10 protein-coding genes are annotated in these 14,178 nt (G+C 66.8%); all 10 read right to left on the bottom strand.

Features of this window, described 5'->3' with window-relative positions; genetic code table 11:
• Positions 1-465: 465 nt before the first annotated feature.
• The 10 genes from galE to QWJ38_RS03650 all read right to left on the bottom strand — a co-directional run bounded on the left by galE (position 466) and on the right by QWJ38_RS03650 (position 13,994).
• Positions 466-1,494 (bottom strand): UDP-glucose 4-epimerase GalE, encoded by a 1,029-nt coding sequence (galE, locus tag QWJ38_RS03695; protein WP_290357683.1) that lies wholly within the window; start codon positions 1,492-1,494, stop codon positions 466-468.
• A 22-nt stretch (positions 1,495-1,516) separates the two neighbouring features.
• Complete coding sequence (locus QWJ38_RS03690) at positions 1,517-2,515, bottom strand: aldose epimerase family protein (protein WP_290357682.1); 999 nt, start codon at positions 2,513-2,515, stop codon at positions 1,517-1,519.
• A gap of 5 nt (positions 2,516-2,520) precedes the next feature.
• The gene (gene galK, locus QWJ38_RS03685; protein WP_290357681.1) at positions 2,521-3,678 is read right to left on the bottom strand and encodes a galactokinase; all 1,158 of its coding nucleotides are present in this window, start codon (positions 3,676-3,678) and stop codon (positions 2,521-2,523) included.
• Positions 3,675-4,730 carry a UDP-glucose--hexose-1-phosphate uridylyltransferase gene (locus QWJ38_RS03680; protein ID WP_290357680.1) on the bottom strand — a complete coding sequence of 352 codons (1,056 nt, stop codon included), beginning with the start codon at positions 4,728-4,730 and terminating at the stop codon, positions 3,675-3,677. Before QWJ38_RS03680 ends, galK begins: the two co-directional genes overlap by 4 nt.
• 7 nt (positions 4,731-4,737) lie before the next feature.
• Positions 4,738-5,634, bottom strand: a complete 897-nt coding sequence (locus QWJ38_RS03675; protein ID WP_290357679.1) for an alpha/beta hydrolase — start codon at positions 5,632-5,634, stop codon at positions 4,738-4,740.
• Positions 5,635-5,852: 218 nt separating this feature from the next.
• Complete coding sequence (locus QWJ38_RS03670) at positions 5,853-8,243, bottom strand: polysaccharide lyase 8 family protein (protein ID WP_290357678.1); 2,391 nt, start codon at positions 8,241-8,243, stop codon at positions 5,853-5,855.
• An 11-nt stretch (positions 8,244-8,254) separates the two neighbouring features.
• Positions 8,255-10,555, bottom strand: a complete 2,301-nt coding sequence (locus QWJ38_RS03665) for a TonB-dependent receptor (protein ID WP_290357677.1) — start codon at positions 10,553-10,555, stop codon at positions 8,255-8,257.
• Positions 10,556-10,938: 383 nt separating this feature from the next.
• Positions 10,939-12,108: a glycoside hydrolase family 88 protein gene (locus tag QWJ38_RS03660; RefSeq protein WP_290357676.1), complete on the bottom strand. Its 1,170-nt coding sequence runs from the start codon at positions 12,106-12,108 to the stop codon at positions 10,939-10,941.
• Between the two features lie 42 nt (positions 12,109-12,150).
• On the bottom strand, positions 12,151-12,912 hold the full coding sequence (gene kduD / locus QWJ38_RS03655; protein ID WP_290357675.1) for a 2-dehydro-3-deoxy-D-gluconate 5-dehydrogenase KduD: 762 nt from the start codon (positions 12,910-12,912) through the stop codon (positions 12,151-12,153).
• A gap of 38 nt (positions 12,913-12,950) precedes the next feature.
• Positions 12,951-13,994, bottom strand: coding sequence for a LacI family DNA-binding transcriptional regulator (locus tag QWJ38_RS03650; RefSeq protein WP_290357674.1), 1,044 nt, complete (start codon positions 13,992-13,994; stop codon positions 12,951-12,953).
• Positions 13,995-14,178: the final 184 nt, after the last annotated feature.

Here is a 14,178-nt window from a genome sequence, read left to right as displayed (position 1 = left end):
GTGGCTCTGCGCAAGGATCTGTCAGAACTCATCGGTGCCCATGAGGCGTTCGAATTCAAGCGGGCAGCTCCGCTAATCAAGTTCAGCAGGGAACTCGAGTTGCCGCCTTCAACTCTTCGAGTGGAGCGGTAGGGCGCCACAGGCCGGGTGCCGCTTGGCCCTGGTTGCATTGGCTCGGCGGCCCTACCTGAATGGCGGCCGTCCTCTTCCCGGCGTCGAGAATGGCGAGGTGCAGATCAGCAAAGGATCGCGAGGCGGCCGTTCAATCGACGTCGGATCGAAAGGCAGCTGTCGGCGTTAGGCGCGAGCTGGCAGTCGCGGCCATCAGCAGACACTCCCGACAGACTGCTCTAGGGAAGCGAATTTTCCATAGGGCGGCCGACCAAGGCGGTTGTAGCAAGCCAAGCTGGATCAGTGCACGGCTGGACCCGGCGTGCTAGCTGCGAGCGAGCAATGCCGGTTGTTCTAAAGGCTAGTCGCCCGGTCAACCGACGCCCTTGGATTGGCGGACTGCCAGCGCCAGCTGTCGGCGCACATCTGCGCCAAGCCAAGCTCGGCACGCCAGCCCAGCACCCGCTGCGCGCGGCTTGGATCGGCCCAGCTCATCGCGACATCGCCCGGACGACGGGGCGCGAACTCGCGCGGGACCGGCTTGCCGCTGGCCGCCTCGTAGGCCGCCACCATCTCGAGCACCGAGTGGCCGCAACCGGTGCCAAGGTTGAAGACATGCCAGCCCGGGCTGCCATGCACATGCTTCAGCGCCGCAAGATGGCCCCGCGCCAGGTCCTGCACATGGATGTAGTCGCGCACGCCGATGCCGTCGGCGGTCGGATAGTCCTTGCCGAAAACCTGCAGGAAGTGGCGCCGTCCGACCGCGACCTGGGCGATATAGGGCATCAGGTTGTTCGGGATGCCTTGCGGATCGTCGCCGAGCTGGCCGCTGGGATGGGCGCCCACCGGGTTGAAATAGCGCAGCGCACACAGCGACCAGGCGGGATCGGAGGTCGCCAGATCGGCCAGTATCTGCTCGACGATCAGCTTGCTGCGGCCATAGGGGTTGGTGGCGCCGGTGGCCGCATCCTCGTGCAGCGGCATCGCGTCGGCTTGGCCGTAGACCGTGGCGGACGAGCTGAACACCAGCGTGCGTGCGCTGCCCGCCTGCATCGCGCGCAGCAGACTGAGCGTGCCCTGGACGTTGTTGTCGAAGTAGTCCAGCAGCAACCGAACGGAATCGCCGACCGCCTTCAAGCCGGCGAAGTGGACGACAGCCTCGATCGCATGCTCTTGCATTAGTCGATGCAGCAGCGCGGTGTCGCGCACATCCCCTTGCTCGAAGGTGGGTCGTCGTCCCGCGAGTGCGGCGATGCGTTCCAGCACGCCGGGCTTGGCGTTGCAGAGGTTGTCGAGGACAAGAACCTGGTGGCCCGCCTCGAGCAGCTGCAAGGTCGTGATGCTGCCGATATAGCCGGCCCCGCCGGTCACCAGAATGCGCATGATCGTTTTACTCCTGTCGCTGCTACCGCTGCTCGAAGCGGATGCGGATCCAATGGCGCTGCGTCTGCCCGGGGCGCAGCACGAAGCCCGCCTGAGGCCAGTCAGGCTCGCCGAGGTGATGCACGGTGTCCGGCGGGTACTGGGCTTCGATCGCCAGGCCGGCACGGGGCGCGAACGGTCGGCCCAGGCGGTCGCGGCTGCGGTCCAGGTACTGGCCGCCATAGATCTGCAGCGCCGGGTAGCTGGTGTCCAGGCAGAGCGAGCGCCGTTCGTCGGCAGACACGAGCTGCAACGCGGGGCCGAGGCCCGGCTGCAGCAGCCAGCAGTGGTCGTAGCCGCCGGCGCGTTGCAGTTGCTCGTGCTGCATCGCCAGCCCTTCGCCTAGGCTGCGAGGCTGCCGGAAGTCGAAGGGCGTGCCCGCGACGTTCATGAACTCCCCCGTCGGCAACAAATCGGGGCATACCGGCAGGACCTTGTCGGCCTGCAAGCACAGCGTTTGCCCCAGCACACCCTGCTCAGGTCCATCGAGACCGAAATAGGCGTGGCTGGTCAGCCCGGCGACCGTGTCGATCGCCCCCAGGTTCTCGACCTCGAAATGGATTTCGACCTGCTGAGCCGCGGTGATGCGGTAACTCGCCGTGGCCCGCAGCCTCGAAGGAAAGCCCTGGTCGCCATCGGCGGAGTCGAGCGTGAAGTCGACCCGCGTGGACGAATGCCGCAAGCCGCGCCAGGCACGGTTATGGAAGCCGCCGGGGCCGCCGTGGAGCTGGTTGACGCCCTCATTGGCGGCCAAGCGGTGCTGGCGCCCCTGCAGCGAAAAGGCGGCCCCGGCGATGCGATTGGCGACGCGTCCGACGATGGCCCCCATATAGGCGGACTGTTCCCGATAGGCTGCCGGATCCGCATGACCAAGCAGCAGTTCGCGGCCGTGCAGGCGCGCGCTGAGCCAGCTGGCGCCCCAGTCCATCAGCTCCAGTTGCAGGCCGCATCCGTCGTCGAGCGCGAAGCGCTGGATCCGCACAGCACTCACGCCCGGCCAGCCCCGTCGGCGGCGCCGGTCAGGTGGATACGCGCCGGTTCGCCCTGGGCATTGCGATAGTTGCGTGCCAGTGCGTCCTTCATCGCCGGCACGGCGTCGAGGGGCCCCAGCGCGACGACACAGCCGCCGAAGCCGCCACCGGTCATCCGTGCGCCGCCGGATCGGCCCAGGACCTGGTTCAGCAGCTCGGCAATGCGGTCGGTCTGCGGGACCGTGACCTCGAAGTCCTCGCGAAGCGAGGTGTGCGAGGTCCGCATCAGCTCGCCCATCTGCACCAGGTCGCCCGCCTGCAGGGCGTCGGCGGCGGCTAGTGTGCGCGCGTTCTCGCTGACGATGTGACGGGCGCGACGCGCGATCACCTCGGGCAATTCATGCCAGCGCTGCTGCAGCGTGGCCATGTCGAGGTCGCGCAGCATGGGCACGCCGAAGTGGCATGCGGCGGCCTCGCAATGCTCGCGGCGAAGGTTGTATTCGCTGTCGGCCAGGCCGCGCGACACCCTGGAGTCGACGATCAGCAGGGCGGCGCCGGCCGGCAGCGGCACCAGGCGGGACGACAGGCTGCGCATGTCCAGCAGCATCGCGTGGCCGGCACGTCCGGTGGCGATCGAGAGCTGGTCCATCAGCCCGCACATGCAGCCGGCGAACCGGTGCTCGGCGCTCTGGCCGGCGCGCGCCAGCTGTTCCGGCGTGACCGGCAGCTGGTAGAGCAGCTTGAAGGCCTGACCGATGGCCAGCTCCAGGGCGGCCGAGCTGGACAGGCCGGCACCCAGCGGTACGTCACCGGCGATGGCCAGCTCGGCGCCGCCGAACTGCAGGCCCTGGGCCTGCAGCGCCGCCAGCACGCCGCGCACATAGTTGGCGAATTGCGGCTGCTTGACCGGCGCAAGCGGTGTGTCCAGCGTGAAGCGGTCCTGCTGGTGCTGCTCGTCGGCGGCGACCACATGGACGATGCCGTCGCGCCGCGCCCGGATCGCGACGACGCAGTCACGTTCGATGGCGGCCGGCAGGCAGAAGCCCTCGTTGTAGTCGGTGAACTCGCCGATCAGGTTGACGCGGCCCGGGGCACGCGCCAGCATCTGCGGCTCACCGCCAAAGAACTGGGCGAAGGTCGCGCTTGCACGCTGCGCCGCGGACATCGGCTTCATGCGGCCTCCTCGGTGTAGTGACGGTCGTCGGGAACGGCGCGCAGCATCGCCGCCGCCTGCTCGGGGGTCAGGTCGCGCTGAGCCTCGCCGAGCATCTCGAAGCCGACCATGAACTTGCGCACGCTGGCGGAGCGCAGCAGCGGCGGATGGAAATGGGCATGCAGGGTCCAGGCCTGCGGGTCAAGAGCGTCGAAGGGCGCGCCATGCCAGCCCATGCTGTAGGGGAAGCTGGTCCGGAACAGGTTGTCGTAGCGCGTTGTCAGGCGCTTGACCGCCAGCGCCAGGTCGCTTGCGCGGGCCGGGTCGAGTTCGGACATCCGGGACAACGGGGCCTTGGGCAGCAGCAGGGTCTCAAAGGGCCAGGCGGCCCACCAGGGGACCACGGCCAGCCAATGCGCCGTCTCCACGACAGTACGCTCGCCGGCCTCGATCTCCGCCTGCACATAGTCCAGCAGCAGCGGTTGGCCGCGCTGGGCGAAGTAGGCGCGCTGTCGCTCGTCCTCGCGCGCCGGCTCGTCCGGGATGAAGTCGCTGGCCCAGACCTGGCCGTGCGGGTGGGGGTTGCTGCAACCCATCATCTCGCCCTTGTTCTCGAACACCTGCACCCAGGCCCATCGCATCCCCAGGTCCAGGGTCTGGTCGCGCCAAGTGCGGACGACATCGGCGATGGCCGCCACCGGCAGTTCCGGCAGGCTGAGCGAATGGTCGGGCGAGAAGCAGATCACCCGCGCCTCTCCGGCTACGGGCTCGCTGGTGAAGAAGGCGTTGTCCGCCAGGGGCGCTTCGGCCGCATCGGCCAGCAACGCCGGGAAGTCGTTGGGGAAGACATGGGCGCCGCGGTAGTCTGCGTTGTGCTGCCCGCCTATGCGCGCGTTGCCCGGGCACAGGTAGCACTGCGGGTCGTGGCGGGCACCGTTGCGTGGCTGGGGCGGGTGCTGGGCGCCTTGCCAGGGGCGCCGGTTGCGTTGCGGTGACACCAGCACATGGGTGCCCGTCAACGGGTTGAAGCGCCGGTGCGGGTGCAGATGGGGTTGGAACAGAGGTGCATCCATGAGAGGGTCAGACATCAGGAGGAGGTGAAAGACGGGCCTCGCGCAGCAGCTGGCCGGCCCGGGCCAGCGCCTGCCGGCCTTGCGCCAGCTCGGGGTAAAAGCTGGGCCAGACGTGGAGCATCTCGGGCCAGACCTCCAGGTGCACGGGCACGCCGGCCTGCTCCGCGACGCGGGCCAGGGCCAGCGAGTCGTCCAGCAGCGTCTCGGCGTCGCCCACGAAGATGGTCAACGGCGCAATGCCGGCTAGATCGGCGAACACCGGCGAAGCCAGCGGCAATTGGCGCGGAAGCGGCCCGAGGTACTGCGCGGCCAGGAACTCGATGCCTTCGCGGCTGATGATGGGGTCGCGCTCGGCGTTGTGGCGGTAGCTGTCGGCCGTGGCCGTCATGTCCACCCAGGGCGAGAACAGCAGCGCGCCCGCGGGCTGGGGCAGGCCCTGCTCGCGCAGCCTCAGCAGCAGGGCCATAGAGAGCCCGCCGCCGGCACTGTCCCCGACCACCGTGATGCGGCGCGGGTCGTAGCCGGTCTCCAGCAGGAAGCGGTAGCCATCCACGGCGTCTTCCAGCGCACAGGGGTAAGGGAACTCCGGCGCGAGCCGGTAATCCAGTGCCAGTGTCTTCATGCCCGCCTGGCGGCCCAGTTCGCTGGCGAAGTGGCGATGACTCTTGAGCGAGCCCAGCACGTAGCCGCCGCCGTGCAAGTAGAGGATCACGTCACCTTCGCCGGCGGCGGGCGTGGACGTCCATTCCGCGGACACGCCGCGCGCCGAGACCGGCTCCACGCGCACGTCCGCCGCCACGGGGTAGCGCTCGCTGGTGGCGTCGACCCGGGCCCGGCGCTCGCCGATGTTGAGGCCCTGCGGCAGCGCGCGCAGCATGGCAATCACTTGCTGAAGTTCGTTCATCGCCACGCTCAATAGTTGAAGGCTGCAACGACGTTGCGGCCACGCGCGCGAGCCATCACGCGCGCAGTTGCGGCCAGCGCGCCATTCAGAGTGGTGAACCAGAACTTCTTCATCAGCATGACAGATATCTCCACCTTGTTTTCCATGAAAGTCCAGGCAAGGGCCTGCCGCTGGCGCTCGCCTTCGGCAGCGGCGCCATGGGTCTCGGGGTTGGGTGTTCAGCCGCCGCAGGCGGGGTCGGGCAGTCTCGATGCTTTGAAGCGCGCAACGACGGACGCTCCCGCCAGCCCGTCGAAGCGCACCGCGAGGCGCAGCGTGGGCTGGGTCTGCTCCACCGTGATGCGCGGGTCGGCCGCGAGCGTCTCCAGCACCGCTTCGCCGAGTTCGATGTGCACGGCTTGGGTGATGCGTTGCGTCGGGTCGGCCAGCGCGAGCTCCAGCACATCGCCCTGGCGCCGCAGCACCAGCGCCAGTGCGCTGTCGGCCCGCAGCCAGTCGTGGCCGGCGATGCGCAGGGGCGCCTTCAGCGGGGCCCAGACGTTGGCACCGGTCGCATGGGTCTCTGCATCGCAGGCGACCGCGGCCTCGGCCGTGTTCAGCAGAACGGCGACGGAGGGCTTCTTCGCAAAGGCCTCGGTCTGCGCCGCCGAGCGGCCGGGCAGGATGGCGTAGGCATAGCTGGCCTGCTGCGGTGCATCGCCATGGTCGATGGACAGGCCCGCGAACTGGCGCGTCAGCAGCTCGTCGTTGGCAGGGTCTGGCGCGAGGCCGGGGCCTACGTCGCTCCAGCGGCCCTGGCGCTGCTCGCGCCAGGCGGTGAGCTTGGCGCCGCCGGGGAAGACATAGCCCACGCCGGCATCGAAGCCGCCGCCGCCCCTGTGCGCCCAGCGCGCAGCGTCCAGGTTGCGCGTCCAGCCGATGGTGTCAGGCTGTGTCTTGCCGTCCACCTGCAGCAGGCGCGGATGCGCGGCATCCAGCATGCGGTTGTCGACGATGGTCTCCACCGCCGCCTTGTCCGGCGTGGCGATGCCAGAACCCAGGGCCAGGACCTTGTCGCCGAACAGGAACCAGCTCTTGCGGCCCTGCAGCCGGCTGCCGGTCACCTGCGCCGTCGAAAACTCCATGCCCAGCGCCGCAACCTGGCCGCCCAGCACGGCACCGCCCACCCAGGCGCTGGTGTTGGGCTGCATCGTGAACGGCTTGGGCACGCCCTGGCCGCTGTGGTCTGTCGTGGTGCCGGGCAGGCGCTTCATGTCCACCGTGGCCCAGTAGCTGTCGCCCTGGGGCGAGGGGCCGGCCTGGTAGAGCTGGGCCGTGCCCATGCCCACCCACCAGCCGCGCAGGTTCTCGCCATTGCCCGAGCTGAAGGCGGAGATGCGGTCCGAGAACAGGCTGAGCTGCCAGACGAAGCCAGGCCCACGCAGTTGCGCCCGGTCCTGGCTCGCGAACAGGCGCACACCCTGGGGCTCGTCGGCCGGGCGGATGCTGTCGTCGCTGGCAATGGCCTGCAGCGACGGGCTCAAAGGCTGCGCCGGGCCGGCCTCGCGCAAAAGCCAGCCCTTGACAATGGCGCGCAGTTCCTGGGCCTTGGCCGGCGGCGCCACCTCGGCCAATCGCGCCACGGCGCCAACCACGCCGCGCCCGGTGGCCCGCTCGTCCTCGGTGCGCCGCGTGATCTTCCTGCCACTGACGGCGTCGAGCATGATGCCGTTGAAGACGAAGGGCCGAAAGCTGTTCTCCACCCAGTCGTAGACGTTGGCGAGTTGGGGGTCGCGGATGGCCCAGCTCGTGCCGTTGAGCAGGTACATCAGCTGCGCCATGTCGTTGAGCGCGACGACGCCGTAGCCGCCCGCATAGGGCACGGCGTGGTGCTGGATGAAGCTGCCGTCGCGGTAGAAGCCGTCGTCGCGGTCCACGTACTGCAGGACCTGGCTGACGGCGTCGCGCCCGGCGGCGATCTTGTCGGCGCGCTTGCCCAGCACGCCGCGCAAGGCCACCACCATGGCCTTGTCCAGGCGGTTGGCGCCGGTTTCCTCGATCAAGCGCCCGTCGGCCAATTGCTTGTGGGTCGGGTCGGGCACGAAGTGGTCGATGGCGGCGAGGTAGCGCGCGAGGCGCTCCTCGCCCAGCTCGGCATGCAGCAGCACGCCGATGTCGGCCAGGATCAGCGGGCTGCCGATCTGCCAGTCCCACCAGTTGCCGAAGTCGCGCCCTGACGGGTTGTAGTGATGCTGATACAGCCAGTCGAGCCCGGCGATCACGTCCCGCAGCAGCTCGGCGTTGCGGTAGAGCGGGGAGCCTGGCCTGCTGTAGGCCAGGGCCAGGGCGCGCAGGCGGCGGTAGCTTTCAGTCATGCGGCCCGAGGTGGTGGGGACCAGTTCGGGCCAGAGCGCCTGCCGGGCGACGGTGCGCTCCATGCTGCGCCAGCTGCGCTGGGCTGCATCAATCGGCCTTGCCTCGCCGTCAGGGCGCACCGTGGTGGGCCCTGCGGTCAGGCGCGACAGCCAGCGCTGACGCAGCTCGTCGTACTCGTCCGCGCGGGCCAGGGTGGCCACCAGCGCGAGAGCCCCGGCTGCAGCCCGTGTCCAGTCGAAGATTGGCCGTCCCATGCCTGCCCCGCTCAGAAGCTCAGGTCGAGGCGCGCGCCGAAGTAGCGGGCGTAGTCACGCGGCGGGGTCCAGTTCTGCGAGGCCACGTTCACCGTGCTGCTGCTCCATTGGCCGTTGCGCGGCGCGTACTGCAGGTCCGCCGCGTAGAGCTTGTCGAGCAGATTCTTCGCGAAGATCGTGAAGGTGTAGTGGCGCTTCTTGTCCTTCAAGCCGAAGCCGGCGTCGAGGATGCCATAGGCTTTCTGCGTGACCCCGATCGGATCCTGGTTGTGACGGAACAGGACGTCGTCCTGCCAGCGGTAGGCGCCGTTGACGAAGAGATCGAAGCTCTGCTCGGCCAGGGCGATGTCGTAGTTGCCGCCGACATTGAATTTGTACTTCGGTGCATTCGGCAGTGGCAGGCCCTTCATGTCGCGGACGCTGGCGGTGCCGCCGCCGGGGGCGGTCACAGTGACGCAGCCTGGGCCGAGGACCTGCCCGGTGCCGGCGGCGTTCAGCGTGTTGTAGCAGGGGCCGTTAGCGAAGTCCGTGTAAATGGCCTTGGTGTATGCGAAGCTGCCGTTAAGCTGGAATTCACGGCTGACGCGGAAGCTGCCGTCCACCTCGACGCCCTTGGTCTGCATGGCAGGGATGCTGGACAGGAAGGTGACGAAGCGGCCGGTGGCAGAGTCGATATAGCTGGCCGATTGCTGGAAGTCCTCGAAGTCGGTCTTGAACAGCGCCACGCTGATCGACGCACGGTTGTCCAGCAGCATCGCCTTGGCGCCGATCTCGAAGTTCTTGGCGCTTTCGCTGGGGATCGGGAAGGTGGCGGCCTGCTGGGCCGTGAGGCCGCTGACCAGGTCATAGGCCACGCCCTTATGGCCGGTCGAGTAGAGGCCGTAGGCCATCACGTCCTTGTTGAAGCGATGCTCGAGGCCCAGCTTGCCGGTGTGGCTGCTCTCCGAGTCGTCGCGGCTGGACACCAGCGTGCCGACACCGTTGTTGGTCTCGGTCCGCGCGTAGTCGTAGCCGGTGTTCTCCCGATTCAAGCGCAGTCCGGCGACCAGGCTGGTGCTTGCCGTGAGGTCGTACGTGGCCTGGCCGAACAGGGCATAGGACTGGTTGTAGGAGGTGGTCGCGTAGTTGGTCGCGTAAGGGATGCCGAAGGGCTCGCGGACCAGGCTGCGGCTCAGATCGTTCTTGGCGTACCAGAAGCCTGCCACGTAACGCAGGGCCTGACTTTCCGGAGAGACCAGGCGGAACTCCTGAGTGACGGACTTCACGCCGAAGCTGCCGTACTGGATCGGGCCATTCGCATAGTTGCGCACGCTGGCCGTGTTGGAGTGCTGCAGGATGTTGTAGTCGAAGGCGTCGCCATCCTGGAAGTCGTTCGCCTCGTACTTGCTGTAGGACGTGATCGAACTGAACAGGTGCTTGGCCAGCGGACCACTCTCGGGCGCATAGTCGACGCGGAAGCCGACGCCGTAATCGGTCGATTCGGCACCCGCGGCATAGTTGTTGCGCACGGAGACGTTGCGCGGACCGATCGGGATGCCGCCCAGCAGGTTGTTGTTCGAGAGCGCCGGGTTCGTGTTGGCGGGAATGTTGAACTGGGAGTTGCTGTAATACAGGGGCGTGCCGGCGGCGGCATTGGTGGGGGACAGCAGCGACAGGGGCTGCACGCAGCAGTTCTTCTCCTGACGGTTGTAGCGCGGAGCCAGCGTAAGCGTTACGTCGTCCGCGGGCGCCCACTCGAGCTTGGCCATCACCGTCTGGCCCTTGCTGCCGTTGAGATTCCCGCCATCGCTCAAGTTCCTGACAACGCCGGGGTAGTCGGTGGTGCTGGCGGAGATGCGCATCCTGAATTGGTCGTTCACCACGGCTCCGTAGGAGGCGCCAAGCCGCGTCTCGCCGTCGCTGGTGAGCAGCAGGCTGGCCTTGGCCTCGTCCGTGATCGGACGGGTCGTGATGTTGAGGGCGCCGGCGATGGCACTCTTGCCAAACAGCGTGCTCTGCGGGCCCTTCAGCACTTCGATGCGGGCCACGTCCGCCAGGTCCTTGAAGGCATTGGCCTGCAGCGCTAGCGGGATGTCGTCGATGATGACGGACACATCGGCCTCAACGCCGATGCCCAGCGAGAAGGTGCCGATGCCGCGCATATTGATGCTGAAGTTGCCGGGCTGGGTGCTGTACGAGATGGTCAGTGCGGGCGACAGGTTGGGCAGATCGTCCATTTCCTTGACGTTGGCCCGCTCCAGCGTGGCCTCGTCCAGCACCGAGATGGCGGCCGGCACCTCCATCAGCTTTTCCTTGCGCTTGTTGGCCGTCACCACAACGGCTTCAAGCTTGGCCGGCTCTGCCTTCTGAGCCTGGGACGCCTGCGGGGCTTGCTCGACCTCAGGGGCTGGAGCCTGCTGCTGCCCCCGTTGCGCTTGCTCCTGCGCCAAGCAGGTGGCCGGCAGCGCCAGCGCGATGGCCGAGGCCAGGGGGCTGAGCCGATGAATTTGTGCGAATTGAAAAGCCCTCATCTTGTCTCCAGTCTGGATTGAATCAAAGTTCTTCGGTCTTGCAGCGCCCCGGGAGGCTCATCAGTCGTTTTGAGGAAACGTTACCATGGATACGTTTCCATAATAGTGATCGCTGCGATTGGCGTAAAGGTGTTTATGAGCCAAGCAGCTGGGTTTAAACCCTAGGTCGGCCGGCGTTCAGCGACTTACCAATGCCCGTGCCAACCGCGTGCCACGCGGGCCAGCGCCTCGAGATAGAAGTAGTCGCCCCACAGCGACGCTTCGTCGACGCCCTTGCCACAGGGCTTGCTGTAGACGCCATGCAGCAACAGCGCATTGGACGTTGTGCCCGCGCCCTGGCAATGCAGGACCAACCCTTCCAGGATGCGTAGCGCCTCGTGGCGGTAGTGCGCACCTTCGCCGGCCGGCAGATGGGACGCCAGTTCGAGCAGACCGCACACGGCGATCGCTGATGCTGAGCTGTCCCAGGGCTCGCCGCTGCCTTCCACGTAGGCCAGGTCCCAGTAGGCGATGCCGTTCTTTGGCAGTCGGGCGAGGAAGTAGTCGGCCTGGCGGCGCGAGACAGCCAGCAGCCCGAGGTCAGGTGCAAAGCGATGATTCAGCGCGAAGCCGTAAATGCCCCAGGCCTGGCCCCGCGCCCAGCAGGAGTCGTCGGCCGCGCCCTGGGCCGTGCTGCCGCGCAGCGGCTCTCCGGTTTCGACGTCGAAGTGAAACGTATGAAAGCTGGACGCATCCGGGCGGACCAGATGGTCGCGGGACTTCAGCAGATGGCTGCGTGCGACATTGCGGTACGCGGAATCGCCGCTCACCTCGCAGGCCCAGGACAGCAGGGGCAGGTTAAGCAGGCAATCGATGATGATGCGACCACGCTGTGCGAGGTCCTGCAGGTCGCCCCAGGCCTGGATGATGCCGGCCTGCGGCAGGTAGCGCTGCATCAGCAAGTCGGCCGCGGCCAGAGCAGCATCTTGCGCTGCCCCATCCGCCGTCAGCCGCCATGCCGCCACGCACGACGGGGTGTAGAGGAAACCCATATCGTGGTGATCGACCTGGATCCGGTCGCGAATGCGCTGGGCGAAGCTGCCGACGTGCCGAGCCGCCGACATCCGGCATTCGACATCGCCGTCAAGCTCGAAGGCCAGCCACAGGAGTCCGGTCCAGAAGCCGGTGGTCCAGCCAACATTGGAGCCGGGCGCGAATCCGTCCAGGTCTCGCGTCAGGTAGCGATTGCTCTGGGTCCAGCCATGGGGAAAGACTTCGGGGAATTCGTCGCGTAGGCGGCGAACCTGGCCCAGTGCTTGCGCCAGCGGTGCTTCGAACCGCGCGGCGACGGAAGGGGCGATTGCTGGAGATTTCATGTAGGATAACGTTTCCATATTGGAGCCAAAAAAAGGATCTCATCAGCGGGCCAACCAGCCGCCATCGACCGCCAGGACATGGCCGTGCACATAGGCGGCCGCTTCCGACGCCAGGAAGACGGCAGCGCCGCCGAGGTCGCTTGCTTGCCCCCATCGGCCGGCCGGAATGCGATCCATGATTTGTCGCTGCCTGGTCGCATCGGCGCGCAGCGGGGCCGTGTTGGCTGTTTCGATATAACCCGGCGCGATGGCGTTGACGTTGACGCCCCGGCAAGCCCATTCGTTCGCGAGCGCGCGGGTCAGGCCCAGCACCGCATGCTTGGCCGCTGTATACGACGGCACCCGGACGCCACCCTGGAAGCTCAGCAGCGATGCAATGTTGATGATCTTTCCACGCCCGTGCCGCAGCATGTGGCGCCCGGCCTGCTGCGACAACTGCCAGACCGCGTCCAGATTGACGTTCAGGACCTCGTCCCAGTCGCTTGTGCGGTGTGCATCGGCCTCGGCGCGCCGGATCACGCCGGCATTGTTGACAAGAATGTCCAGCCCGCCAAGTGCTTCGATCGTCTCGCCGATGACGGATGCGGCCGCACCGGGCTCCGTCAGATTGCCTTGGACAGCAATGCAGCGACCGCCTGCGTCCTCAACGGCAGCCAGCGTGCTATTGGCTGGCTGGCTATTGAAGGTGATGGCCACATTCGCCCCAGCCTGAGCAAGGGCCACAGCAATCGCCTGCCCGATGCCGGTTGCCCCGCCGGTCACCAGCGCGGAGCGTCCTTCCAAGGAAAAGAGTTGAGCTGTCATGGAATCAATGCCTCACTGTCAAGGAACCACGATCGACTTCAAGCGAGCCCGGCCGTCGGGGCAGGGCCGCAGGAGTCACGAATCACGAGCGCGCTGGGCAACTCGATCAGAGAATCGTCGGCGACCGGCTGCGCAGCCTCTGGACGGATGCGGCGCATGATCAGGCGAACTGCCTGCGTGCTGATCTCCGCCAGCGGCTGCCGCACTGTCGACAGGCGCGGATAGACATGGTTGGACGCCGGAATATCGTCAAAGCCGATGACTGATACGTGGCCAGGGATCTGCAAACCCCTTTCCTTCAGGGCATCCATCACGCCAAAGGACATCGAATCATTGGCGGCAAAGATGGCCGTCGGCGGCTTGGGCAATGCCATCAATTGCTGCGCGGCGTTGAACCCGCTCGACTGCGAGAAGTCGCCCTGCACGATGAGCCCCTTGACCGGTCGGATACCAGCCTGCTTCAGTGCGTCCTGATAGCCGCGTTGGCGCTCGTGGCTTTGCCCTGTGTAGCTGGAGCCGGTGATGAAGGCGATTCGGTTGTGGCCCAGACCGATCAGATGCTCGACCGCAGCACGCGCGCCGTGATAGTTGTCGGCCCGCACCGTGGGCAGCCCCGTCTGATTGCGCCAGTAGTTGAGCAGCACGACGGGCACCTTGCTCGACTCGAACTCAGCGAGTTGCCCCTCTTGTGCCGTTGGCAGCGCCAACAGAATGCCCTCGCATAGGCTGCCGAGCACCCGGTGAATGTCCTGCTGCTTGGTCACGCCGAGCTCGGTGCTGGCGTTGTAGATGATCAGGTCTAAGCCAGCCTGTTTCACCGCCAGGCTGACAGCGGCAATGACCTCGATGATCGGGGCTGAATGCAGGTTGCTGACCACGAGCCCCAGCAAATTGGTGCGGCCGCCCTTCAGGATCTTCGCGGTCAGATTGGGCGAATAGCCCAAGGCCTTCGCAGCGGCGACAACCTTATTGCGCGTCTCGTCGGAAACGAACCCCGTGCCGTTCAATGCGCGCGAGGTGGTCACCAGCGCAACGCCTGCCTTCTTTGCGACGTCGACCAGGGTGACAGAGCTTTTTGGCATGCGTGTTCCTCTAGAGGTTCGTTGGAGCCCGAGATTTTGTCTGCAATCCAAAGTCGGGTCCGACCCCGCCCGGGATGCAAACGACTACGGTGAAACCTCTGTTTGACAAGTGATAGGGAAACGTTACCATCAATCGCGACCACAATCAACCCTGACAACTCCGATCAATCCTTGATGGCGCTCA

Origin of the sequence: Roseateles violae (assembly GCF_030410485.1) — a bacterium.
GTDB classification, from domain to species: domain Bacteria; phylum Pseudomonadota; class Gammaproteobacteria; order Burkholderiales; family Burkholderiaceae_C; genus Roseateles_D; species Roseateles_D violae.
This window is presented reverse-complemented; position numbering and strand designations above follow the sequence as displayed.

Bases quoted from the DNA above. Each gene is read 5' to 3' on its own strand.
- galE (WP_290357683.1), bottom strand. From the start codon at position 1,494: ATGCGCATTCTGGTGACCGGCGGGGCCGGCTATATCGGCAGCATCACG.
- galK (WP_290357681.1), bottom strand. From the start codon at position 3,678: ATGAAGCCGATGTCCGCGGCGCAGCGTGCAAGCGCGACCTTCGCCCAG.
- QWJ38_RS03680 (WP_290357680.1), bottom strand. From the start codon at position 4,730: ATGGATGCACCTCTGTTCCAACCCCATCTGCACCCGCACCGGCGCTTC.
- QWJ38_RS03675 (WP_290357679.1), bottom strand. From the start codon at position 5,634: ATGAACGAACTTCAGCAAGTGATTGCCATGCTGCGCGCGCTGCCGCAG.
- QWJ38_RS03670 (WP_290357678.1), bottom strand. From the start codon at position 8,243: ATGGGACGGCCAATCTTCGACTGGACACGGGCTGCAGCCGGGGCTCTC.
- QWJ38_RS03660 (WP_290357676.1), bottom strand. From the start codon at position 12,108: ATGAAATCTCCAGCAATCGCCCCTTCCGTCGCCGCGCGGTTCGAAGCA.
- kduD (WP_290357675.1), bottom strand. From the start codon at position 12,912: ATGACAGCTCAACTCTTTTCCTTGGAAGGACGCTCCGCGCTGGTGACC.
- QWJ38_RS03650 (WP_290357674.1), bottom strand. From the start codon at position 13,994: ATGCCAAAAAGCTCTGTCACCCTGGTCGACGTCGCAAAGAAGGCAGGC.